Here is a 24,347-nt window from a genome sequence, read left to right as displayed (position 1 = left end):
GCTTGCGGCGCGAATTGGTGATGAGCCAATCTTTGCGCGCCGCGAGCAGCGCTCCTACAGGGTGGGTGATGCGAATCGGATCAGGTGATAACGGTTGGTTCGCTGCGGCCGGTACGGGCCTCGATCTCGGCCAGTTCGGTGGCGATCTGCACCAGCGGTTGCATCACCTCGGCGGTCTCCAGGGTGTGCTTGTCAGGATCGGGCTCGTAGGCCTCCAGGTATACGCGCAGGGTGGCGCCGACGGTGCCGGTGCCGGAGAGGCGGTAGACGATACGTGAGCCACCGCTGAAGCCGATGCGGATGCCCTGGTTTTTCGAGATGCTGCCATCTATCGGATCGGTGTAGGCGAAGTCGTCGGCGTAGTTGACTGTGTAGTTGCCGAACTGGCTGCCGGGCAGCGCGCTGAGGCGGCTGCGCAGGTGCTCCATCAGCCCCTCGGCGGCGGCCTTGTCCACCGCCTCGTAGTCGTAGCGGGTGTAGAAATTACGGCCGAACTTACGCCAGTGGTCGCGCACGATCTGCTCTACTGACTCCTGGCGCACCGCCAGCAGGTTGAGCCAAAACAGCACTGCCCACAAGCCATCTTTCTCGCGCACATGGTCGGAGCCGGTGCCGAAGCTCTCCTCGCCGCACAGGGTGATCTTACGGGCGTCGAGCAGGTTGCCGAAGAACTTCCAGCCGGTGGGGGTCTCGTAGCACTCCAGGCCGAGGGCGTCGGTGACCCGGTCGGCGGCCTGGCTGGTGGGCATTGAGCGGGCGACGCCGCTGATACCGCTTTTGTAACCCTTGATCAGGTGGGCGTTGGCCGCCATCACCGCCAGGCTGTCGCTAGGGGTGACGAAGAAGTTGCGGCCGAGGATCATGTTGCGGTCGCCGTCACCGTCGGAGGCGGCGGCAAAGTCGATGGCGTTGATGCCGCTGGTGAGCTTCACGATCTCTTTGGCATGGGCCAGGTTTGGATCGGGGTGACCGCCACCGAAGTCCTCCTTGGGCTCGCCATTGATCACGGTGCCAGGCTCGGCACCGAGGATGCCCTCGATGATGCGTTTGGCATAGGGACCGGTAACTGCGTGCATGGCGTCGAAGTGCATCTGGAACAGGCCGGAGTTGAACAGCTGGTGGATGCGTTCGAAGTCGAACAGCTGCTTCATCAGTTCGGCGTAGTCGGCCACCGGGTCGATCACCTCGATGCTGGTGTCGCCGAGCTGCTGGATGCCGAGCTGGTCCAGGTCGATGTCTGTTGCCTCGACGATGCGGTATTCGCTGATCGTCTTGGTGCGCTCGAAGATCGCCTCGGTGACCCCCTCGGGAGCAGGGCCGCCGTTGGCGGTGTTGAATTTGATGCCGAAGTCCTCATCCGGGCCGCCGGGGTTGTGGCTGGCGGAGAGGATGATGCCACCGTTGGTCTTGTATTTGCGGATCACGCAGGAGGCAGCGGGGGTGGAGAGGATGCCGCCCTGGCCGACAATCACCCGGGCGACACCGTTGGCGGCGGCGAGACGAATGATAATCTGGATCGCCTGGCGGTTGTAGAAGCGGCCGTCACCACCCAGCGCCATCACGCCACCCTTCAGGTCGGCCTGGGTGTCGAAGATCGACTGCACAAAGTTTTCCAGGTAGTTGGGGGCCTGAAATACTTTGACCTTCTTGCGCAAGCCCGAGGTGCCTGGTTTTTGGTCGTCGAAAGGATGGCTGGTGATGCTGGAGATTTCCATTTGACCTCTTCTGTGCGTTGGGTGACTGCAGAACGGGCCTATTCAAGCACAGGAGTGATGGGAATCGAACCCCTGCTTGAAAAGATGGGACACCGCCCCCATCTGTTGGCCGATTCGCTGAAATCGCGCGATTTTTTAAGTGTATGTATTTGATAGAGGTTGATATTCCCCATGAGTGTTGAAGCCCAGAAGGAGACCCTGGCGTTCCAGGCCGAGGTGAGTCAGGTGTTGAACCTGGTGATTCGTTCCCTTTACAGCAATAAGGAGATCTTCCTGCGGGAGCTGGTCTCCAACGCATCTGATGCGGCAGAGAAGCTGCGTTTTGAGGCGCTCACCGACGAGGCGCTGTTTGAGGATGACCCTGAACTGCGGATCCGCGTGACGATGGACAAGGAGGCGGGCACCCTGACCATCTCCGACAACGGTATCGGTATGAGTCGTCAGGAGGTGACCGAGACCATCGGCACCATCGCCAGCTCCGGCACCAAGAAGTTTTTTGAGGCGTTGAGCGGTGATCAGACCAAGGATAGCGAGCTGATCGGTCAGTTTGGTGTCGGCTTCTACTCCGCCTTTATCGTTGCCGACAAGGTGACCCTGATCACCCGCCGCGCCGGCCTCGCCGAAGAGCATGGGGTGCGCTGGGAGTCCACCGGCGAGGGTGACTACAGCATCGAGAACGTGGATAAGCCCAGCCGCGGCACCGACGTGATCCTGCACCTGCGTGAGGATGAGAAGGAGTTCCTGGAGGACTACCGGCTGCGTTCCATTATCTCTAAGTTCTCCGACCATATCGCGATGCCGGTGGAGATGGAGAAGCAGCGGTTCGGCGAACCAGAGGAGGGGGAAGAGCAACCGGAGCAGCCAGAGTTTGAGCGGGTCAACAAGGGTACTGCGCTGTGGATGCGGCCCAAGTCGGAGATCAGCGACGAGGAGTATAAAGAGTTCTACAAACACGTCTCCCATGACTTTGAAGAGCCGCTCGCCTGGGCCCACAATCGGGTCGAGGGCAACAACGAATACTCCGCGCTGCTCTACATCCCCAGCCGCGCCCCGTTCGATATGTGGGACCGGGATCAGAAACACGGCGTAAAACTCTTCGTGCGCCGCGTCTTCATCATGGACGAGGCGGAAAAGTTGATGCCGCGCTACCTGCGTTTCATCAAAGGTGTGGTCGACTCCGATGACCTGCCGCTCAATGTCTCCCGTGAGATCCTGCAGCACAATCGCAAGATCGACACCATCCGCCAGGCCAACGTCAAGCGCGTACTCGGCATGCTGGAGAAGATGGCGAAGAATGAGCCCGAGAAGTACCAAACCTTCTGGGACCAGTTCGGCAAGGTGATGAAAGAGGGGCCGGCGGAGGAGTTCGGTAACAAGGAGCGGATCGCCGGGCTGCTGCGCTTCGCTTCCACCCATAACGATGACGACACCCAGAATGTCTCTCTGGCCGACTACATCGGGCGTATGAAAGAGGGGCAGGAAAAGATTTACTACATCACCGCCGACAGTGCCGCTGCCGCTCGCTTCAGCCCGCATCTAGAGCTGCTGAAGAAGAAGGGCATCGAGGTGCTGCTGCTCTCCGATCGGGTCGACGAGTGGCTGGTCTCCAGCCTCACCGAATTCGACGGCAAGCCGCTGCAGTCGGTGGCCAAGGGCGCCCTCGATCTGGGTGAGCTGGAAGACAAGGAGGAGAAAGAGGCCCAGGAGAAGTCGGCGGAGGAGCACCAGGGGCTGCTGGAGCGGGTCAAAAAGGTGCTCGGTGAGACGGTCAAAGAGGTGCGCGTCAGCCACCGTCTCACCGACTCCCCCGCCTGCCTGGTGGTGGAGGAGCACGACATGAGTGCCAACCTGGCGCGGGTGCTGAAGTCGGTTGGCCAGGACGCGCCTGGCACCTCACCGATCATGGAGCTCAACATGCAACACCCCCTGCTGGGGCGTCTCGATCAGGAACCCGACGAAGATCGCTTTGCCGACCTGACCCGGGTCCTGTTCGACCAGGCCCAACTGGCGGAGGGTGGTCAGCTGGATGACCCGGCGGCCTTCGTGCGGCGGCTCAATACATTGATGTTGAATCTTTCGGGAGAGTGAGCGCCTGCCGGCGCGAGACGTTTAGGGAACCTCTGATTAAGTTTGAACGAAGTTGATCGTGATTCAGAATATTCAGGTTCAAGGCGCAAATCGCACGTAAAGCTACCGTTCCTTGCTCACGCTCCTCCCCTACATCCCTGTCGGGGATAGCTGGCTATTGCGAACGACCGCATGGATGCAGGAGGTAGAGTCACGCATGGAGCTGTTGCCGAGATTTGCCACGCAGAAGCTGGATGTTTTAGGCACAAGATACGAGTTCATGACCTGATCAGAGGCTCCTTAGCCCCGCTGCCGTTAGTTCGGTTTTAAGAGCGGGGAGCTTTTCGGGTAGCGTTTACGCAGCCTGCCTTCAGGCAGGCTGCGCTCTGCAAGAAATAAAAGTGTGGTAGGATCGCCTCGGTTGGCAGATTGTTTGGAGATCCGAGACCAAGAAGACTCGTAAGTCCTTGACGAAATATCACGTTATTCGGCGCCCTCCGTCTCCTGCGAAAGCAGTATCGTCCCATTGGTCGGCGTTGATGGCGCCACGTTTTTTGGGCGGGATTGGCCCTGAAGTCGGTGTTTGCTGGCCTTTCGGGCATGATGGGAAGGTTTGGCCGCGCTTCGAATGGTGAGGGCTAAGAACATCCGTCGCGAAGCCAATCAAGGGGGAGTAGGAGTCTGGTGGACTTGCATCAATTGCATCTGCCGGGCTAAATGCGCGATTGCCTGCCCAAGCCAGCTAGCCTGAACAGCTGCATTCGGATCGCAGACACTCCAGTCGACTTGAGTAGAACCTTCCCGGCTTAGGGAGCCGGCAGGTGGTCGGTCGGATGTTGCGCCATGCTGACGCAGTTTTCATCTGCTTCAGGGGCGGCAGCCAGCGGTGAAAGAGAGAATAAGAGAAAGCCGGGCCTGAATCGGCGGTTTGAAGAGCATCATGACCAATAAAGTTGTCCACCTATTTATGTGGTCCCTGTTACTGCCTGTGCTGGCTGCGTGTACGCCTGCGGCTGGCGTAAAAAGTGATCCAGCGCGGCAGGAGCCAGTTGTAGCGCACGGATCCACTCAAGAGTGGATGCAGGAAGAGAGCATGCCGGAATCTGCCGCGGTTGCTCCAACCACGCTCCCTTCAGGACGGGGGAGTGAGCCCGTTCAATCAGCCAAAGCCCCTTTTTACAAAGTTGGCAGTGGAAAATTTCTGAATCTCTCAGATCAGGGTGAAGAGAGCGGTTCGGCGGGTGAGATTACGCTCCACTTCGACGGCATCGAACTGCATGAGGTTGTGCGGATCGTATTCGAGGAGATCCTGAAACAAAACTACCTCATCGATCCACGGGTGCAGGGTGTGGTTACCATGCGCACCTATAACCCTGTGCCGATCGACAGCGTGATGGGGATTCTTGAGTCGCTCCTGCAGAGTTATGGCGCCGCGATGATCTACGACAGTGGGCTCTATCGGATCATCCCCCTTGCGGATGCCGCTAAACAGTCCAGTGTTCCGGTTGTCGGCAAGGTGGGGGCGGCAGGCATTGCGGGCTTTGGTACCCAGATTGTGCCGTTGCGCTACATCGCAGCGAGGGAGATGAAGAAGATCCTCGGCTCGGTATCCTCGGCTGAGCTGACCTTCACGACTAACGATGCGCGTAACCTGCTGCTGATACGTGGCTCGCGTTTTCAGATCAATCAGGCCCTTGAGACGGTAAAGTTGTTCGACGTGGACTGGTTGAAGGGGATGTCCTTCGGCCTGTTTGCATTGGAGTATGCGGATGCCGCCACCCTGGTCGATGAGTTGAACAAGCTGCTGGTCGCTACCGATGAAGGCCCCCTGTCTGGCATGGTCCGCCTGGTGCCAGTGGCACGGCTCAATTCGGTGATGGTGATTACCCCTCAGCCGGGTTACCTTGACGCGGTGAAGGAACTGGTGGAGCGGTTCGACCAGGGGGGCATGACTTCGCCGGGTCAGCGGCTCTACGTCTATCGCCTGAAGTATGGTAAGGCGGAGAGCATCGCTGGGTTGCTGCAGGAGATCTTTGGTGGCGGGGGAGGGAAAAACGCCCCCAGTTCGGATCAGGCCTCCCCCCCGGCGGAGCGTTCCAATGTGCGTTCGCCGACCCAGAGTGCGATCACACCACCGCCACAGCCGACCGATAAGCCACTCGATCCGGCGGTTCAGATGGGGGCGGCGACGATGGAGCCGACGAGCGAGCCGGCGCCGGGCATTGCAGGCCAAGGTGAGGTAAAGATCATCGCCGATCAAGATCGTAATGCGATCCTGGTTTTGGCTTCGGCGCGGGATTACAAGTTGGTGGAGGCGACCATCCGCAAGCTCGATGTGCCGCCGATGCAGGTGTTGATAGAGGCGACCATCGCTGAGGTCTCTCTGACCAATAATCTGAGTTATGGCGTGCGCTGGTTCCTGCAGGGAAATATGGGGGGGAGCGATAAGTGGCAGGGTGGGCTGAACCTGCCGCTGCCGAGTGGGGTCTCGGGTTCCGGGTTCTCGCTGGGGATTTTGAACAGTATGGATGAGTTGAAGCTCTTCTTCAATCTGTTGAACGCTCAATCCTCGGTCAAATTCCTCTCCGCGCCGCAGATCATGGTGGTCGATAACCAGTCGGCCAGCTTTAGGGTCGGCGATCAGATCCCGATCATCACGCGTTCCTCCCAGAGCACGACCAATCCGGATGCCCCGATCGTCACCGAAGTCCAGTTCCGTGACACCGGTACGCTGCTTACCGTCACGCCCCGGGTCAATGTCGGTGGAATGGTGACCTTAGAGATCAGCCAGGAGGTGAGCAAACCGGGTTCGGCGCCAGCGGTTGGCGGCGGTGGGAATGTCCCCATTGCGCAGCGTACCGTGGACAGCACGGTGGTGGTGAACAGCGGTCAGACGATCATCCTGGGTGGGCTTATCAGTGAGACCAGTAACGACACCAAGGACGGGATCCCGATCTTGATGGATCTCCCCGGGGTGGGAAAAATGTTCAGCAACACGACGAAAGATGTTGCGCGTACCGAGCTGATTATCACCATCACGCCACGGGTGGTGGCCAATCCAATGCAGGCCAAAGTGCTGACCGACGAGCTGCGCAAGAGTCTCAAAGAGGCGAGTGCGCTGGAGCGCTCGATCAGACATTAACGCCCATGCGGAATCTTAGATGCACAGGATGGCTAGTGATGGGGCGCATTGGCTGTTCTTCACTCCTCTTCGAGAAATTCTGAATGACCACTGATGTGAGTATCAAGGGGCAGCATTCCCCCTCTGCCAGCCCACAACAGAAGGCCAGTCTGCTCGATAGCGGGATTGGTGGTTATTTGGTGCAGACCGGCAGGCTGCGCAGGGAGGAGGCAGAAAACGCCCTTAGAATCTTCTCCGAGCAGCAGAGCGAGAGCTCTTTCGCCGTGCTGCTGGTGCGGATGGGAATGCTCTCCGACCAGGAACTGGCACAGGCCCAATCGGCGTTTCATGGGATCCCGCTGATCGACGAGAGCGAGTTCCCGGAGAGATTGCCCTATGGCTCGCGTATCTCGTTGGCGTTTCTGAATCGCAATCTGTGCGTGCCGGTGCAGGAGGACGAGGCGGGGCTGGTGGTGGCGATGGTCGATCCAGATAACCCCTACCTGCTGGAGGCCCTGAGGATGGTCTCGGGTTGTGAGGTGGTGCCGCGGATCGGGGTGGTGTCGGAGATCGAGGCCGCCTTCCGGCAGCGCTACACCGAAACCGATGAGGAGGCGGCTGCCAGGGGGGAGATGGGGCGTCTCGGCGCAGTTGGCGATGATGATATCGAGCACCTCAAAGAGTTGGCCAGTGAGGCGCCGGTCATCAAGCTGGTGAACCAACTGATCCAGCAGGCAGTAAACCAACAAGCGTCGGATATCCATATCGAACCTTTCGAGCAGAGCTTGAAGGTTCGATACCGCATCGATGGCATCATGCGAGAGATTGAAAACGCTCCCGCCGAGGTTGCTGCGGCGGTCGTTTCGCGGGTCAAGATATTGGCGAATCTGAATATCGCCGAGCGGCGGTTGCCACAGGACGGTCGCTTCAAGATAAAGGTCAAGGGCGTCTGGCTCGATCTGCGGGTATCGACCGTACCGACAGTGTATGGCGAGAGCGTGGTGTTGCGGTTGCTGCACAGTGAGGGCGCAGGGGGGGACTTTAAGTGCTTGGGCTTTACCCGTGAGCAGGAGGAGAAGCTGCGTGCTGCCCTGTCGATCCCGCATGGCATCATCCTGGTGACTGGCCCCACTGGAAGCGGTAAGACCACCACCCTCTATGCGGCGCTGAATCACCTGAACACCCCGGAACGGAAGATCCTTTCCGTGGAGGATCCGGTCGAATATAACATCGACGGCATCAACCAGATCCAGGTTAAGCCACAGATCGGCTTGACCTTCTCCAACGCCCTGCGTTCGATCGTGCGGCAGGATCCCGATGTCATCATGATCGGTGAGATGCGTGATCAGGAGACCGCAGCCATCGCTATACAGTCGGCCCTGACTGGCCATCTGGTGCTTTCTACGCTGCACACCAATGATGCGGCTGGCAGCATCACGCGTTTGCTCGATATGGGGGTGGATGACTTTTTGCTGAAATCGACACTGACGGTGGTATTGGCCCAGCGGTTGGTGCGTCGCTTGTGTGATGCGTGCAAGCAGCCCTATCGGGTTGGCGAGGAGCTGGCCCAGCGCTTGCGCCTGTCGGCGAGCGTCGAGATGGAGACGGCGCAGTTCTACACCGCCCACGGTTGTGAGCAGTGCCGTGGTACAGGTTATGTCGGGCGGGCGGCGATCATAGAGATCATCCTGCTCGACGATAAGATCAGGGATCTGATCATGGCGCGCGCCGATTCACTCAGCATCGCACGTCAGGCACGCTCGGCTAACATGCTCACGCTGTATGAGGATGGCATGGCAAAGGCGGCAAGGGGTGTGACCACGATCGAAGAGATATTGCGGGTAACGCGGCTGGACTGATATGCCGAACTACTTTTTCAAGGCCGCATCACTGGACGGAGAGGTTACGGAGGGGACGACGGAGGGTGCGAGCCGAGAGGCTGTGGTCAAGATGATCCAGGCGCAGGGGCGGGTGCCGATTCGGGTCGAACTGAGCCGTGTCTCAAGTGCAGGTTCCAGTCGCTTGAAGCCTGTCGGCCTGTTCAGGCGCAACAAGGACCAACTGCTGCTGTTTACCCGTGAACTATCGACGCTGCTCAAGGCGGGCTTATCACTCGATCGCTCGCTCTCGTTACTGATCTCGGTAAATAGTGATCCGGCATTTTCTCAGGTGCTGTCGGCACTGCAGGAAAAGATCAAGGGGGGGGACTCCTTTGCCGATGCCCTGGCAGCGCAACAGGGGATCTTCCCAGATATCTACATCAGCCTGGCGAGGGCGGGTGAGTTGGGGGATACCCTCGAATCGGTCATGGCCCGTTTGGCGGATCATCTGGAACGCAGTAGCGAACTGAAGGGCTCGTTGAAGTCCGCCATGATCTACCCGATCATCCTGGTGATAGTTGCTATCGTGTCGATCATCATCCTTCTGACCTACGTCATTCCGCAGTTCAAGGAGCTGTTTGAGGGGATGGGGGCGGCACTGCCGCTCTCCACTGCCATCGTGTTGCAGGCAGGGGATCTGCTAAAGGCCTATGGTTGGATCTTTGTCTCGCTGATTGTCCTGTTCGTGCTGTGGATTCGCTATCAGCTGCAGCGTCCAAAGGGACAGTACCGCTGGCATCGGCGCGTCCTCTCACTGCCGTTGCTGGGGGAACTGATCACCAAGATGGAGGTTGCTGTCTTCTCCCGTACCCTGGGCACCTTGCTGCAGAATGGTATCCCGATGGTGAAGGCAATGGGGATTGTGCGTGAGACGTTACAGAATCGGGTGATCGCCGACAGCATGGATGGGGTGATCAACGGGCTCAAAGAGGGGACGCGATTGACCACGCAGCTGAAGAAGGCGGGTTGTTTTCCAGAGTTTTCGGTGCAGATGATCGGTGTGGGTGAAGAATCCGGAGAGCTGGAGCAGATGCTGCTGCATATAGCGGAGATATACGATAAAGAGGTGAACCGTTCGATTAAGCAGTCGTTGGCGATCCTGGAGCCAATGCTGATTCTGTTCCTGGGTGTGATCGTTGCTGGGGTGATCATGTCCATTCTGGTGGCGATCATGGGTATTAATCAACTGGTTATCTGAAGGATAGAGGTGATGAAAAGAGGTTTTAGCGGGGCGCGTTCGATCGAGTCCACGGGGTTTACACTCATCGAGTTGCTGGTGGTGTTGGTGATTCTGGGGCTGCTGGCGGGGTTGGTTGGGCCACAGATGATGCGTTATCTTGGCGGGGCCAAATCCGACACGGCGAAGTTGCAGATTGAGGAGTTTGGTGCTGGCCTCGACCTTTATCATTTAGAGGTGGGGCGTTATCCAAGTACGGCAGAGGGGTTACAGGCGCTGGTGGAGGCGCCCGGTGGTGTCGATGGCTGGCATGGCCCCTACCTGAAAAAGAAGCGCATCCCCAAAGACCCCTGGGGTAGGGACTACCACTACCAATTTCCTGGAGAGAATGGTCTCTACGACCTCTATTCGCTGGGTCAGGACAACACGGAAGGTGGTGCTGGAGAGGACCAGGATGTGGTGAGTTGGTGAGGCGGGGGGAGTGTATCGTACCGCGGGCGGTTTCACGCTGTTGGAGCTGCTGCTGGTTCTGACTCTGATGGCGATGATGGTGGCGTTGGTTCCACCGCTGTTGAGTCGAGCCTTGCCAGGTGTTTCCGCCAGGAGTCTGGTGAACGATGTGGTGCTGATGGTTAGAGAATCACGCAGCCGGGCCATCGTCTCCAACCGGAAGCAGCAGATCTATTTCGACCGGCAGAGGCGAGCCCTGTTGAGCGAAGCTGGGCGTAATAGCTTGGATATCCCGGATGGGCTGAGGCTCGAGTTCGATAAAGGAGATGGGTTGGATAAGGTGGTGCTCTTCAGCGCCTATCCAGATGGCACGGTTAGCGGGGGGCAGATAGTGATCTGGAGTGAACGGCATCGTTTCCTGTTGCGGGTGAACTGGATCAGCGGTGTTCTGGAGGTAGAGGAGCGTTCTGGTGAGATCCCCAATTAAGCGGGGGACTCAGAGGGGATTTACCCTGATTGAGGTGCTGGTTGCTTTCGCAATCCTTGCCATGTCGCTGACGGTGCTCTACCGCATTTTCTCCGGTGGTTTAAGTAATATTTCGATTGCGCAGCGCCATATGGGAGCGCTGATGCTGGTGCAGGACTTGCTGGAAGGGACGGACCTGAACTGGCGGGAGCTGGAGGGGGTAGAGAGAGGCGAGAGCGTTGGTGGCTATCGCTGGAATCGCTCGGTGGCGCCCTATGAAAGGAGCGATGCCGGTGGCAGAACTCAGGAGGGCGGGCTCTATCAAATTAAGGTCCGGGTTTCTTGGTCGTTGCTGGGTCGCCAGCGTGAGTTGAATATGAGCAGCCTCAGGCTTGATCCGCTAAAGCCACCTTCGGTGAAGTGAGATGGATGGCGCTGGTGAATGACCGCCATAGACAACAGGGGTTTACCCTGCTGGAGATCTTGGTTGCCGTGGCTCTGCTGTCGCTGCTGATGACCGCAGCCTTCAGTTCGGTCCACTACGCAAGCAGGAGCTGGGAAGCAGGGATCCGGCGCGTGGGGTCAGGTGATGCCGGCCGTGCTGCGGAGCGCCTGCTGGCAAAGATGATTCGGCAGCTGCAGATGGGGCGTTATAGCGACGGGGGAAAAGAGCATCTCTTGTTTGACGGTGAGGCAAATCAGCTCGCCTTTATCGCGCCGGCGCCTGAGTATGATGAGCGATTCGCAGACTATGAGTACTTGTTGAGATTCACCTCCGTGGATGGTGGGGGGAAACTGGTGCTCTTCTACCTTCCGCGGCTGCCGGGTGATCATCCTTTAAGGATTGATGAGGAGGCCCCCAGTCAAGTGTTGTTGCACGGACTGAGCGAGTTTCGTATCGCTTATTACGGGCAACATCGGACAACAGATCTAGGCTGGGTTGAGCGGTGGCGTCAGGAGGAGTCAGCCTATCCCCAGCTAATCAGTTTTAGCTTTAGCATTGAGGATGGGGCGCCAGTGCGAGAGAAGATTATTCGGGTCAGATCAGATCTGCAGGCAACAGTGAGTATCAAGCCGAGATCGCGTTCGAGACGCAGGGGCCGATAGTCGCGTTGTGTGGGAAGAGAGGTATGAAGTAAAAATGCACAGGGCTGGCAAGGGTGAACGGGGTATTGCGTTGCTCTTGGTGTTGTGGCTGATTGTCCTGCTCAGTGTGATTGGGGGCAGCCACGCCAGAAACGGTAGAATGGAGCTGAATCTGGCCGCCAATCAACGAGAGGCACTGCAGGCCCGATTACATGCAGAGGCAGGTCTGTATATGGCGATCGATGATCTGCTTGTGTCATCCAGAGAGGGCGGTTTTCAATTGCGGGGTGTGGAGAATCAGGTTGAGTTTGAGGGAACACGGCTCACCGTTTCGATCATCAATGCGACTGGACTTACCGATATCAACCAGGCCACGTCCTCGACCCTGGAAGCGCTGATTGTCTCGACTGGTATGAAGAAGGAGCAGGCCCGTTCCCTCGTTGATGCCATCCTCGATTGGCGAGATGCTGATGACCTGATTCGGTTACAGGGGGCGGAGGCCAGGCAGTATGCAGCAGCCGGGCTGGCCTATCGTCCTGCCAACGCTCGCTTCAAGAGTGAGCAGGAGCTGAAGATGGTACTGGGGATGACGGCAGAGACCTACCGTGCAATCGTACCCTTCATCACCGTGCATTCAAAAGGTGGGGCCCTCGACAGCGCACAAGCCCCGGCTGCATTGTTGCGCCAGCTGGAGCAGCAAGAGGCGGCTGTGATGCGGGGTTCGGCTGGCCGGCAGATAGACAGGCCACAAGTGCCAGGCTCGCTCCCCCGGCAGTTGCCGGCATACCCGATCTACCATCTTGATGTGCGGGCAGTGACGGGGCAGGGTGGCCGTTCTCATGTCAGGGCGGTCGTTGATATCAGCGGCAATCTGCAACGGCGTTACCGCATCCTTGCCTGGCGGGAGCTGGCGGGAGACCAAGAGGTGAAGGATGGCTGAACAGAGTGCTATGTCGTTCGCCCGGATGCAGGATCTAGCCGCTCAATTTTGGCACTGGTGGATTGCTGAACTGACCGGAATGATGCCAGAGTTTGTTAAGCGAATTCTGTTTGGAGGGCAGGTCTACCAGATTGTCGTAGAGGGTGATGACCTCGCTATCAGGCGTGTGGTCAAAGGGACGAAGGGGGGCGAGCCCGTGATGGTTGGCTTGATCGATCCGTCAGGGCTGGGTAGAGAGCGACTCCTGTTGCAGGATGCGAGAAGAGTGGAGCTGATTCTGCCCCCAGAGGGCTATCTGAAAAAGCGGCTAATCCTACCCAGGGTTGCGGAATCCAATCTGCGGGAGGTGCTCACCTTTCAGCTGGAGCAGGAGACGCCGTTCAGGTTGTCGCAAGTCTACTTCGATTCCCTGTGCGTTGCCCGCAATCGGGGCAGCCAGACCCTGACGATTGATCTCTATGTCGCCCCCAAGGGGCGTGTCGATCTGCTTTTGGAGCAGCTCAGCAAACACGCAATCCGATTGGATGCGGTCACGGTGGATGGCGAGATTGCCGGCGAATCGCTCGAGCTGAATCTTATGCCGGGGGAGCAGCGGAGAAGGGGCTACTCCTTTGCCAGGCGCTTCAACTATCTGCTCGCAGGTCTGGTGCTGCTGCTTGGTTTGAGCAATCTGCTCTTTCCGCTCTGGGAGAAGAGCGTTGAGTTGGAGCGTTTGCAGCTCAAGGCAGCTCAGCTCAAGCAGCAGGTGGTGAAGGCACGTGAGTTACGGGAGCGGGTCGATACAGCTAAAAATGAGGCTGGATTTATCCTCGAAAAGAGAATGGAACACGCCCCGGTGTTGGAGGTGATCAATGAACTGACGCATCTGTTGCCGGATAATACCTGGCTCGATCAACTCGAGATTGATGCGGGAGATGTGCAGGTGCATGGTTTTTCTGCGTCGGCGTCGACGCTAATCTCGTTGCTGGAGTCATCGAATAGCTTTAGCGATGCACGCTTTCGCTCCTCCATTACCAAGAACGCAATCAATGATATGGAGCGGTTCCATCTCTCCGCGCAATTTGTCACGGAGGCGACTCGATGAAGCTTGGTGTATCTCCCAGCCTGCGCAAGCTGGCAGCACAGCTATTGCTGCTGTTGCTTGTTGTCGGGGGCACGGCGGCTCTGCTGATCCCGTATTTGACGATCAAGCAATCCTACGATGATGAAATTTCCAGCGTCCGCAAACGCATTGAGATCTATCAACGTTCGGTGGCTGTAGCGGAAGCGTTACAACAACAGTATCAGCAACTAGAGATGGCTAACCGGAGGGACAAGCGTTATCTGAAGGCACAGAGTGAGTCTCTTGGCGGTGCTGAGCTCCAAGGTATATTGACCCGTGTAGTTCGCTCGAGCCGGGGCAAGCTCTTGAGTACACGGGTGCTACCGATCGAACAAGATGGCAGCTTCGGCAGGGTCTCTATCCGGGTTAGTATGAAGGGGGCGATGGAGTCGATATTTGGTGTTCTCTATGCACTGGAATCGGGAGAGCCCTATCTGCTTATCTCTGATCTGCAGCTGCAAGGAAAACGCACATCCCGCCGCCATGGGGCAGCGGGCAGAAATCAGTGGGCTAGGGCCGGGACTGAGCTTGCTTGTACTTTTGTTCTGTCGGGTTACATCAGGGGCTGAGGGTGAATAGCATCAGTGGCCGTATTAATATCCTCAGCCTGTTGTTGCTGTTGGCCCTTGCGGGGCTTGGCAAGCTACTGCTTCTGCAATGGGAAGATATGGAGCGGAAGCAGGACGACTCGCCGCCAGTATCCACCCAGGCGGATGGGGTGGCTAACACGCTGAAATTGCCAGACAGGGGCGCCTATGCCATCCCGCCCCGCAGTGCCTTCCGTGAGGTGCTTGAGCGCCCTCTGTTTATTGAAGGGCGTGTGGCGCCTCAGCCGAAGATCCGACAGGTTCAGCCGGTGGTACAGGTGCGCCCCAGTCTACAGTTGGAGGGGATAGTGAGTGTCAATCAGCGGCGCATCGCTGTGGTAAGAGAGGTGCGGGGTAACTCGGTGATCCGTCTACAGGTTGGGGATAATTATAGTGGTTGGTCGGTTGCCGAGGTCGCCAGGGATCGGGTGGTGATGAGACAGAATGGTAGCCATATCGAATTGGCGCTCGATGCTGATCAAGGTGGCAGGAGCGCGATCCGACGTGTTGAGCCGTCATCTGCAGATCAGAAGTAGAGGCTGCATCTCATAACATGCCTTGATTAGCTCTCACTCTCTCGTTGTTTCCATAGATAGAAGACCGCAGGAACCACCACTAGGGTGAGCAGGGCAGCGCTCAACATACCCCCCACCATCGGCGCCGCGATGGGGCGCATCACATCCGATCCGCTACCACTTGCCAGCAGGACTGGCAGCAGGCCAAAGATAACGCTGGCCACGGTCATGATCTTGGGTCGGACCCGCATCACCGCGCCCTCGATCACCGACTCGCTCAACTCCTCCCGGGTCAGCCGGCGATCGTGCGGCTCTATCGCCTCTAGTGCGGCCCGGTAGGACTGATTGAGGTAAACAATCATGACCACTGCGGTCTCTACGGCGATGCCGGCCAGGGCGATAAAACCGATACCGACGGCGATCGAGAGATTGAAGTCGAGCAGATAGAGCATCCAGGCGCCGCCGGTCAGGGCGAAGGGTAGGGTGGCGATGATGATCCCAACCTCAGTGAGGTTGCGAAACGCCAGGTAGAGCAGCACCAGGATGATGATAAAGGTCAGCGGGATGACCTGGATCAGCCGTGCATTGGCACGCTGGTAGTGCTCGTACTGTCCCGACCAAGTGATCGAATAGTTCGGCGGTAGGGTGATCGCCGCGTCGACCCGCTGCCGCGCCTCAGCGACGTAGGAGCCGAGATCCCGTCCACGGATATCGACAAAGACCCACCCGTTGGGACGGGCATTTTCGCTCTTGATCATTGGCGGACCATCCTCCACCTCGATCTGAGTGATCTGACCGAGGGTGATGTGGCGACCGTTTGGCGTGATGATGGGGAGGGTGCGTAGCTTCTCCCCACTATCGCGAATGGCGCGCGGATAACGGATATTTACCGGATAGCGTTCGAGGCCTTCGACAGTCTCGGTGACATTCACACCACCGATGGCGGTGCTGATGATCTCCTGGACATCTTTGATGTTGAGGCCGAAGCGCGCCGCCCGCAAACGATCGATCTTGATCTTTAGATAGCGTCCGCCATCGACCCGCTGGTCTAGCACCTGCTTGAGTCTCTCCAGGGTCATCCCCTCCCGCCACTCAGACTTTGGTTTGAGAGTGATGGTGGTCTCGATCATGGTCAGGGGGGCTGGATCGGTGGCGGTTTCAGCGCGTCCAATCTTGCCGAATACCCGCTCGACCTCTGGTACGGTGCGGATCAGTCGGTCGGTCTGTTGCAACAGCTCCTGTGCCTTGCCGATTGAGAGCCCAGGGAAGGTGGTGGGCATGTACATCAGATCCCCCTCATCGAGTTCAGGCATGAACTCCGAGCCGATCTGGCTGATTGGCCAGATAGCAGTGAGGGTCAGCAGCAGACTGATAGAGAGTACAGCGATAGGGTGACGCAGGGTGAGCCGAATCACCGGCAGATAGCCGCGGATGGTCCAACGGTTGATCGGGTTGCTTGCCTCCTGCGGTAGCCGACCGCGGATGAAGTAGCCCATCAGCACCGGCACCAGGGTGATTGAGAGGATGGCGGCGGCGGCCATGGCGTAGGTCTTGGTGTAGGCGAGGGGGGAGAAGAGCCGCCCCTCCTGGCCCTGCAGCACGAAGACCGGCAGAAAACTGAGGGTGATGATCACCAGTGAAAAGAAGAGCGGTGATCCGACCTCGATGGCCGCCGCCTCGATCTGTTCCCAGCGGCAGATTCCGCCATTGCGTTCCGCGTGCTTATGAACGTTTTCCAACATCACGATGGCGGCGTCTACCATGGTGCCGATGGCAATCGCAATGCCGCCGAGCGACATGATATTGGCATTGATCCCCTGCCACTGCATGATGCCGAAGGCGGCCAGGATGCCAACGGGCAGGCTGGTGATGATGATCAGCGAGGTGCGCAGGTGGAACAGAAACAGGATGCAGATCAGGGAGACGACGATAAACTCCTCAATCAGCCGCTGTTGCAGGTTGTCAACCGAGCTGTTGATCAAGCGTGAACGGTCGTAGGTCTCGACGATCTCCACACCCTCTGGCAGCCCCGCCTTGAGCCCCTCCAGCTTCTGTTTTACGGCTTCGATGGTGGCGCGGGCATTCTCTTTCCAGCGCATCACCACGATGCCGCCAACCACCTCTCCCAGACCATCCAGCTCGGCGATGCCGCGCCGCATCTGTGGGCCGAGGCGGATCTTTGCCACATCCTTCAGTAAGATTGGAGTGCCTTTGGAGCTGAGTCCCAATGGTACCTGGGCCAGATCCTTCACCCCCTGCAGATAGCCGGTGGCGTAGACGATCTGTTCTGCCTCTGCCTGCTCGATGACTGAACCGCCCACCTCACGGTTGGCGTCTTGGATTGCCTGTTTTACCTGGGAGAGTGGGATGTTATAGAGGCGCAGTAGATTGGGTTCAAGAACCACCTGATATTGGCGCACCATGCCGCCCACGGTTGCCACCTCGGCCACCCCGGGTACAGTCTGCAACTCATACTTGAGGAACCAGTCCTGGATCGAGCGGAGTTGGCTCAGGTCATGCTTCTGCTGTCGGTCCACCAGGGCGTATTGGTAGATCCAGCCGACACCCGAGGCGTCGGGTCCGAGTGCGGGGGTGGCGCCATCGGGTAATCTGGCGCTGACCTGTGAGAGGTACTCCAATACCCGCGAGCGGGCCCAATAGAGATCGGTGCCGTCTTCGAATACCACGTAGACGAATGAGTCGCCGAAGTAGGAGTAGCCACGCACTGCCACAGTGCCGGGTACCGACAGCATGGCAGTGGTAAGTGGGTAGGTAACCTGCGCCTCTACCACCCCGGGGGCCTGGCCAGGGTAGCTGGTCTTGATGATGACCTGGGCATCGGAGAGATCAGGCAGGGCGTCGATCGGAGTCTTTTGGAGTGATACCAGCCCCCAGCCAGTCAACAGTAGTGTGAGTAAAAGAACGAGCGGTCGGTTCGCTAAGGACCAACGAATAACTGCAGCAATCATGCTAGCTCCAGTTTGGTTTTTAAGGTGGTTATATAGCCCGATGTCAGATTGGTTACTGAGTCACCGATATGGACTGGCTCTAGAGAAAATGCCGCTGGCGGGGCTACCCTGAGCCCCCTCATCGCGGCATCGATAGCTCCCTGCTTAATAGGCTGCGGCCAGGTCCACAGGAATCGCTTCATGGCCCCTTCCGAAAGAAACAGCAGGTATCCGTGACGGCCCTCGTTTTTAGTTTGATTAATGGGTGTGCAGGCGGGCGAGGCTGCCCTTGAGGCTGGCTTCGGAGTCGATCAGAAACTGTCCTGAGACGACCACTTCATCGCTGGGAGTGAGGCCGGCAGTGATCTCGATCCAATCCCCAAACTCTTGGCCCGTTTGGACCGGATGTGGCTGGAAGTGGCCATCGCCCAACGCCAGGATGACACGCTGCTGGTGCCCGGTCTGGATTAGTGCCTCCTTGGGCAGGGCCAGGATGTTGGGCTGCGGGGGACCGTGGATAGTGATCTCGGCCAACATGTTTGGGATCAGCGCCTCGTCGGGGTTATCGAAACGCATACGCACCTTCAGAGTGCGGGTCTCGGGGTCCAGGCTGGGGTAGATATATTCAACCTCCCCCCTCCAGACGCGACCGGCATGGTTGGGGGTGCGTACCTCGGCCTGTTGGCCGCGGCGGATCCAGCTTGCCTGGGATTCAAACACATCGGCCAGCACCCAGACGCTGGAGAGATCGGCCAATGTCATCACCTTGGTGGTGGGCATGACATACTGCCCCTCGATGATTGGCAGATCGACCACAATATCGTCTAGTTGAGCGAAGGTATCATCGTAGTAGTCGGAGAGGGCGGCGGTGAAGAGTTTGAATAGGAACTGCCCTTTCTGCACCCGTTCGCCTTCAGAGCGTACACTCAGATTTTCCACATTACCGTTTGCAGGGGCGTAGACATGGCGCATGCGAGTCTTGTCATACTCGATGTATCCCATGGTCTCAGCTGTGCGGCTGAAGGTCATTTGCTGTAGCCTGGCGGTACGGATGCCGAGGCTCTGCATGATCTCCGGGCTGACAGAGACATTGATGTGAGCGCCACTCTCTGCCTCAGCTTCTCGTTCAACTGGTTCCAGATCCATGCCGCAGATCGGGCAACTACCAGGGTCTTTGGCAACGATCTGCGGGTGCATGGGGCAGACATAGAGGGTTTGGCCGCTGGCTGTTGTCTGCTGGCGCAGGTGGGGAACGGGGTGTTCAGCAGGATTGGGCTGTGGTGCTGCCTCTGGTATCGGCATGGCCGTCGGAGCATGCTGGTGACCAGCATGATCATGCTCCATGGTCGGGTCCATCTCCATCCCTTCTACTGAACCCTCTGCCGTAGATTCGACCAGAAACATGCCGCAGATGCTGCAGCGACCGGGCTCGTGGCTGGTCTCATTCGGGTGCATGGGGCAGACATAGAGGGTTTGGCTGCTGGATGCCGTCTTTGGCTGCAGTTGGGGCGCGGGTTGTTCAGCAGGATTGGGCTGTGGTGCTGCCTCTGGCATCGGCATGGCCGTCGGATCATGCTGGTGACCAGCATGATCATGCTCCATGGCCGGGTCCATCTCCATCCCTTCTACTGAACCCGCTGCCGTGGATTCGACCAGAAACATGCCGCAGATGCTGCAGTTACCGGGCTTGTGGCTGGTCTCATTCGGGTGCATGGGGCAAACGTAGGTGGCCTGCGGCGCGGACATCGACGCCACCATGGTGGCAGCTGCATGCTGATGATCAGAGTGGTTGTGCTGTGCAGCGGAGGTCATCACCATCCCATCTGCTGGAGCCCCGGTTTGTCTCTTCGCAGGGAATACGCATATTTCACTCGGCATCTTTTTTGCCGCGGCGGCGTCTAGGGCGTGTTGAGTGTCAATTTTGCCCGGCTGCATGGACATCCCACTTGTCTTGCTATTCGCCTGCTTTTCGACCAAAAACATGCCGCAGATGCTGCAGTTACCGGGCTCGCGGCTGGTCTCATCCGGGTGCATAGGGCAGACATAGACGGCCCGTGGGGTTGCCGTCTGTACTGGTATGGTAGTCGTGGAATGCGCCATTTTCTGCTGCTTGGCGTCTTCGATCTGCTGCGCCAGGGCAACGTTAGCCGAAGAGATGATTAGTGATAGAAATAGGAGCGCAAGACGGATTCTGATTGTTTTCATGCTGGCTCTGCTCTTATTATTTTTTTCGTATATAGACGAAGGGAAAGGCTTTTGTTTTTCCTTGCTGGTTGCGAGCCAGGTATTCGACAGAGAGTCGATACTCACCCTCATGGTCGAGGCGCACGGCCACCTGCTGATGGGACTTGAATGGGTGGATGCGGTAGCGGGTCTCCGCTTTTGGCCCCGGTCCCTGGATCAGTAGCGCCCCGAGTACCTGGTTGATGAGGTTGCCATCTTCCTCTTCGGTGAAGGTGATGTTGAACAGGTGAGTTGGCCCCTTTGCACCGGGTTGATGGCGTTCGGGGGAACTGGCCTGGAAGACATAGAGGCCGACGCTGACGCCGTCCACCGTATCGGAACCGACAAGCCCCCCGAGAGGGACGGCTACATCCTCGATCTGATTGTTCTTGCCGTAGTAGATAGCCCCTTCGTGCAGCCGCGGATCGTTCTTGACGTTCGTCTCCAGTTTCGCCGCCTGCGGGTTTTGCAGGTAACTGGATAGCAGGGTAAAGGCGCAGAGTATCTGTATCAGTTTGGTTGGCCGCATTTTATTCCACCAGAACATCAGGTTGCTCGAGACCAACGACGACGACAGTGATGCGATCACCGCGCTGTACCTGCTGGCGCTGATTGTCGACCACCATAAAAGAGCCCTCCATTTGCCCCAAGTGCTTGGGGGCCAGCAGCCCGATGCGGGGAACGCGCAGAACGGGCAGCTTCTCGCCGGTCTTTTGATTGATTGCGTAGGTGTGTTCGGCACCGGCGGTGATGGCGTTTACCCCGGTGGTGGAGAACCAGATGTTGAGTAGCCCGTTGCCAGAGTCTTTAGCTTGATGCACCGTCAAAGTCGCGTCTGGTGGAAGCTGTGGTTTTTGAATCACAGCCTCCACTGTTTCGGCGGCTGTGGGGTCGTAGTCAGGGCCGGCCTCGACCGGGAGATGGAGGGTGGCTAGTCCCGCTACCATGACTGAAACTTGGCTGCCTGGCTTGATCAGACCCTCCTTGTCCCAGAAAAAGAGCTTGCCGGGCGGAGTCGAGGCGGCCTTTTCAGCAGAGACTGGTTCAACCAGCATTGGCAGTTTACTGATCGGCACGATGCGTTTGCTCTGATCATCGAGGATTGATGTGGTCATCGGATGGGCGGGAAGCTCTTCCACGTCGATCAGGCGATAGTGCACCTCTATTGTAGTCCTCGTCCGCAAAGGATGATCTTTTCAACGGCGAGTCGCCCCGAAGAGGGGGCCTTGCGCAAAGATGGGGGGCGTTGTGTGTGGTTGGGTGCACCGTGCCGGGCTGGAGGCTGGTGTTTAGGGGGCTCATGGTCGCTGTCCGCTATGGCGGCAGGTTGGTAGAGGGAGAGCAGGGGGAGAGTTAAAAAAAATGATCGTAGTTGCATAATTAATGCTCCATCGCGATAGCCAGGTGGAATGTGTGGCCCACTGGAATTCGATCTAACACGATTGAAAGCGGAGAGAGCGGCCGAAGCCGCTCTCTCCGTATCGACGGCTATAGATTAGCTGAAGGCGAATCTAGCGACGGGGGGCAGAACCGCGCTGGCGGACAGGCGATGCGGCTGGTGGTGGTGCGACTGAGGCGCGGACCAGTACAGCCATCCCGCCAGGGTAAGCGCCGTTGTTGGTGACGTTGTAGTCGTTATGGCTGTGTATGGGGTACCACTGCACATCCAGGTTGTTGTCATGGGCTGCAGGATCAACTCCATAGACCCCCCAAGCAGCCGCAATTTCGTTCAGACCGCTACCCTGAGTGGAGATCATAGAGTTACTGGCGTAGCTGCCAGTTGTACGTAGGTCTTTGAACTTAGTTATCAAATCATGGGTTTCACCGGAGCCGATATGCACGGTGTATTCCTGCTTTTGATTGGCGGGGGCGATGGGGTTGGCGTCCTTTCCGACGCGGGTGAAGTGCCAGCCATGAGCGTGCCAGGGCACTTCGGCGTAGCCAATGTTTATTGTGCGCATCAGTACGCGTTCGTTGTAGTGAGCATCGACCGGTGCGTTGGGGTTAGCATTGCCGATGTTGCGTAGATGGACAAAGACGTCATCGCCCTGGGTCACGTCGATGATCGGCGCCGGCATGTTGGCACAGCCGGGTACGGCCTGGGTGCCATCGACATCGTCACAGAAGCCGCGCATGTAGACCTTACGGTACGGCGCGGCTGCGAGAGTGGCGGGAGTTATCCCATAAGTGTTGTGGTCGGGCAGGTTGTGATAGCCATCGGTAGCCGCCAGATAGAGGTGGCGTACCTGTGCGGATGCCTGACCGGAAAAGAGTGGCATCGTCATTGCAAGGCTAAGTGCGAGCATTCGCTTTTTCATTGTTGTTTTCCCCTTCCTGTATGTAGTGCATAAGTAACGAAGTATTGACGCAAGGCCAATAACGGTGCGGGCGCCGCTGCCAAGATGGATGCTTTAGGTTCCCATCGACCAGCACAGATACCCCAACCTGAGTAAAATTCGAGATTTTTTGTGGAAACTCTGAGGTCGTTCAATGGAATCTGTGAACCCGTTCCTGGCAATAATTACTACCCCATGCGGCGTTTGCGTTTGCGTTTGCGTTTATACAGTAACGGGATGGCATTGACAATTGTCGGAAATTTTTACAACAAATGACGGAGCAGAGCCTGCGATTTGTTTGATTTCCCCTTGTGAAATGGCCTGGATATGGGTTTTTTTTCCCACCGACCGGGACTTGGATTCCTACTATTTGTGTGGTTGTCCAGCCTAATAGAAGTATTTGCCGTGCCTCGTAGCAAGGTGCCTGAATAAGGGTGTTTGTGGTGTCGGTAAAATTTACATAGTTTTTGTATGGTTTTTAGAGGGTTGTTGTAAGTATTTGAAGTCAAGAAAAAAACAAAATTGGCACGAAGTATGCTCATGGCCAATCGCTACTTCAATCATGAAAAAAATCAAGCATGGGGATCGAAAAAAATGAGAAAAATCACTAAAATCACTTTAGCCTTCTGCTCTTTAGCCATGGCGGCCTTCTCCGCTCAGGCCGCGGTTATCCCACTTGATCTGAACGATTTTTATGCTGACCCAACCGTATCCGTGGCGGTTGATGGTGGCTCGGCTCTGATGGAGGAGAATCCAGCTTTCAGCATCACCTTGCTTTCGAACGACCCTCTTATGGGTGATCCTGGTATCGATGTTCCCACTGGTTTGTTGAGCTTGGACTTTGACTTCTCTTTTTCTGAGCCTGCGGGCAATGATGATGAGTTTTATGCATTCGTCTTCAATGGGGACACAGGCGCTCTTATTGATGATTTTTCCGTCAATTGGACGGATGCTGGCAGCGTCAGTTGGGATCTCTCTGGTCTTGATGCAGGCGTGACCCTGCTTGGTATGGAGTTTCAGCTTGTCTCTAACCTTCCGAGTGATGGCGGTCTCGATTCTGCTGTCGCTGTCAGCAATGTTCACTTGGTGACCGAGAACGCCTCTGTGCCGGAGCCTGGCAGCTTGACTCTGCTCGGGATCGGTTTGGTGGGTGGTCTGTTTGGCTTCCGTAAAAAGTCCAGCTGAACGGGCCAAGCAGAGTGTTTGACATAGGGACAAGGCGGCTCAATATCAAGGTGTTGAATCTGTCGGAAAAATAACAGCCATTCTACTGGCCTCTGTCTGCGGCTGGAGGTCAGATGGTATGTGGAAAGTGGGGCCAATCGGCCCCACTTTTCGTGGTTGGTTGGTGTTTGAGGTTCTCACCCTGGAATTGATCGGTTAGTGTATGCCGCTCTGATATCCCAAGGAAAAATAGTCATGTCTTTCGATTTTGCGACACTTTCGGCATTGCTGGTTTTCGTCGTTATCCTGGTTTTTCTAGTGATGGAGATTCGCTCTACCAGGCGGGAAGTGAAGGAGCAGTTGCGTCAGGTGTCGCAGCACAATGCACTGTTCCAGCGTAACCAGCAGGCGTGGGAGCTTTGTCAAGCGATCCATGAGCAGTATCCGGATGTTTGCCCCGGTCTCGATTACACCATGCGGGTGGACGAGCAGGGGGCGCATCTTGATCAGTGGCTGGCGGATTCCCCCCGGCCGAAACTGGATCGGATAGTGGAGAAGAAATAGAGGCAT

Annotated in this window: 20 protein-coding genes; 14 read left to right on the top strand and 6 right to left on the bottom strand. The window is 57.5% G+C overall.

Features of this window, described 5'->3' with window-relative positions; all coding sequences use genetic code 11:
* Positions 1–80: 80 nt before the first annotated feature.
* The gene (locus Ga0074115_RS10910) at positions 81–1,715 is read right to left on the bottom strand and encodes an alpha-D-glucose phosphate-specific phosphoglucomutase (protein ID WP_057955841.1); all 1,635 of its coding nucleotides are present in this window, start codon (positions 1,713–1,715) and stop codon (positions 81–83) included.
* Between the two features lie 171 nt (positions 1,716–1,886).
* Here Ga0074115_RS10910 and htpG point away from each other — a divergent pair, with 171 nt between their 5' ends.
* From htpG to Ga0074115_RS10850, 12 genes are all read left to right on the top strand, one after another.
* Positions 1,887–3,803: a molecular chaperone HtpG gene (gene htpG, locus Ga0074115_RS10905; protein WP_057955840.1), complete on the top strand. Its 1,917-nt coding sequence runs from the start codon at positions 1,887–1,889 to the stop codon at positions 3,801–3,803.
* A 1,072-nt stretch (positions 3,804–4,875) separates the two neighbouring features.
* On the top strand, positions 4,876–6,924 hold the full coding sequence (gene gspD, locus Ga0074115_RS10900; RefSeq protein WP_232433057.1) for a type II secretion system secretin GspD: 2,049 nt from the start codon (positions 4,876–4,878) through the stop codon (positions 6,922–6,924).
* Between the two features lie 83 nt (positions 6,925–7,007).
* Positions 7,008–8,762, top strand: coding sequence for a GspE/PulE family protein (locus tag Ga0074115_RS10895; protein ID WP_057955554.1), 1,755 nt, complete (start codon positions 7,008–7,010; stop codon positions 8,760–8,762).
* Between the two features lies 1 nt (position 8,763).
* Positions 8,764–9,981 carry a type II secretion system F family protein gene (locus Ga0074115_RS10890; RefSeq protein ID WP_057955553.1) on the top strand — a complete coding sequence of 406 codons (1,218 nt, stop codon included), beginning with the start codon at positions 8,764–8,766 and terminating at the stop codon, positions 9,979–9,981.
* A 12-nt stretch (positions 9,982–9,993) separates the two neighbouring features.
* Positions 9,994–10,431 carry a type II secretion system major pseudopilin GspG gene (gene gspG, locus Ga0074115_RS10885; protein ID WP_087959765.1) on the top strand — a complete coding sequence of 146 codons (438 nt, stop codon included), beginning with the start codon at positions 9,994–9,996 and terminating at the stop codon, positions 10,429–10,431.
* A 10-nt stretch (positions 10,432–10,441) separates the two neighbouring features.
* Positions 10,442–10,897: a prepilin-type N-terminal cleavage/methylation domain-containing protein gene (locus Ga0074115_RS10880; RefSeq protein WP_057955551.1), complete on the top strand. Its 456-nt coding sequence runs from the start codon at positions 10,442–10,444 to the stop codon at positions 10,895–10,897.
* A complete protein-coding gene (locus Ga0074115_RS10875; RefSeq protein ID WP_232433056.1) occupies positions 10,881–11,300 on the top strand; it encodes a type IV pilus modification PilV family protein in 420 nt (139 codons plus the stop codon). The genes Ga0074115_RS10880 and Ga0074115_RS10875 overlap by 17 nt, the downstream gene beginning before the upstream one ends.
* Before the next feature lie 14 nt (positions 11,301–11,314).
* Complete coding sequence (locus tag Ga0074115_RS10870) at positions 11,315–11,983, top strand: prepilin-type N-terminal cleavage/methylation domain-containing protein (RefSeq protein WP_157292744.1); 669 nt, start codon at positions 11,315–11,317, stop codon at positions 11,981–11,983.
* A gap of 139 nt (positions 11,984–12,122) precedes the next feature.
* Complete coding sequence (locus Ga0074115_RS10865; protein ID WP_057955558.1) at positions 12,123–12,902, top strand: type II secretion system minor pseudopilin; 780 nt, start codon at positions 12,123–12,125, stop codon at positions 12,900–12,902.
* A complete protein-coding gene (locus tag Ga0074115_RS10860; protein WP_232433055.1) occupies positions 12,895–13,986 on the top strand; it encodes a PilN domain-containing protein in 1,092 nt (363 codons plus the stop codon). The genes Ga0074115_RS10865 and Ga0074115_RS10860 overlap by 8 nt, the downstream gene beginning before the upstream one ends.
* On the top strand, positions 13,983–14,573 hold the full coding sequence (gene gspM, locus Ga0074115_RS10855; RefSeq protein ID WP_057955549.1) for a type II secretion system protein GspM: 591 nt from the start codon (positions 13,983–13,985) through the stop codon (positions 14,571–14,573). Before Ga0074115_RS10860 ends, gspM begins: the two co-directional genes overlap by 4 nt.
* Positions 14,574–14,575: 2 nt before the next feature.
* On the top strand, positions 14,576–15,127 hold the full coding sequence (locus tag Ga0074115_RS10850; RefSeq protein ID WP_232433054.1) for a type II secretion system protein N: 552 nt from the start codon (positions 14,576–14,578) through the stop codon (positions 15,125–15,127).
* Positions 15,128–15,153: 26 nt separating this feature from the next.
* Here Ga0074115_RS10850 and Ga0074115_RS10845 read toward each other — a convergent pair whose 3' ends face one another.
* From Ga0074115_RS10845 to Ga0074115_RS10820, 5 genes are all read right to left on the bottom strand, one after another.
* On the bottom strand, positions 15,154–18,075 hold the full coding sequence (locus Ga0074115_RS10845) for an efflux RND transporter permease subunit (protein WP_057955547.1): 2,922 nt from the start codon (positions 18,073–18,075) through the stop codon (positions 15,154–15,156).
* A gap of 237 nt (positions 18,076–18,312) precedes the next feature.
* The gene (locus Ga0074115_RS16830) at positions 18,313–20,259 is read right to left on the bottom strand and encodes an efflux RND transporter periplasmic adaptor subunit (RefSeq protein ID WP_232433053.1); all 1,947 of its coding nucleotides are present in this window, start codon (positions 20,257–20,259) and stop codon (positions 18,313–18,315) included.
* A 16-nt stretch (positions 20,260–20,275) separates the two neighbouring features.
* Complete coding sequence (locus Ga0074115_RS10830; protein WP_057955546.1) at positions 20,276–20,806, bottom strand: hypothetical protein; 531 nt, start codon at positions 20,804–20,806, stop codon at positions 20,276–20,278.
* Between the two features lies 1 nt (position 20,807).
* Complete coding sequence (locus tag Ga0074115_RS10825; protein ID WP_232433052.1) at positions 20,808–21,437, bottom strand: thiopurine S-methyltransferase; 630 nt, start codon at positions 21,435–21,437, stop codon at positions 20,808–20,810.
* 351 nt (positions 21,438–21,788) lie between these two features.
* Positions 21,789–22,595, bottom strand: a complete 807-nt coding sequence (locus Ga0074115_RS10820; RefSeq protein WP_232433051.1) for a cupredoxin domain-containing protein — start codon at positions 22,593–22,595, stop codon at positions 21,789–21,791.
* A 558-nt stretch (positions 22,596–23,153) separates the two neighbouring features.
* Here Ga0074115_RS10820 and Ga0074115_RS10815 point away from each other — a divergent pair.
* Positions 23,154–23,798 (top strand): PEP-CTERM sorting domain-containing protein, encoded by a 645-nt coding sequence (locus tag Ga0074115_RS10815; protein ID WP_157292742.1) that lies wholly within the window; start codon positions 23,154–23,156, stop codon positions 23,796–23,798.
* 234 nt (positions 23,799–24,032) lie between these two features.
* Positions 24,033–24,341 (top strand): hypothetical protein, encoded by a 309-nt coding sequence (locus Ga0074115_RS10810; RefSeq protein ID WP_057955543.1) that lies wholly within the window; start codon positions 24,033–24,035, stop codon positions 24,339–24,341.
* The last annotated feature ends 6 nt before the right edge of the window (positions 24,342–24,347 follow it).

The sequence above is a fragment of the endosymbiont of Ridgeia piscesae genome (assembly GCF_001443665.1).
In the GTDB taxonomy this organism is placed as follows: domain Bacteria; phylum Pseudomonadota; class Gammaproteobacteria; order Chromatiales; family Chromatiaceae; genus Endoriftia; species Endoriftia persephonae.
This window is presented reverse-complemented; position numbering and strand designations above follow the sequence as displayed.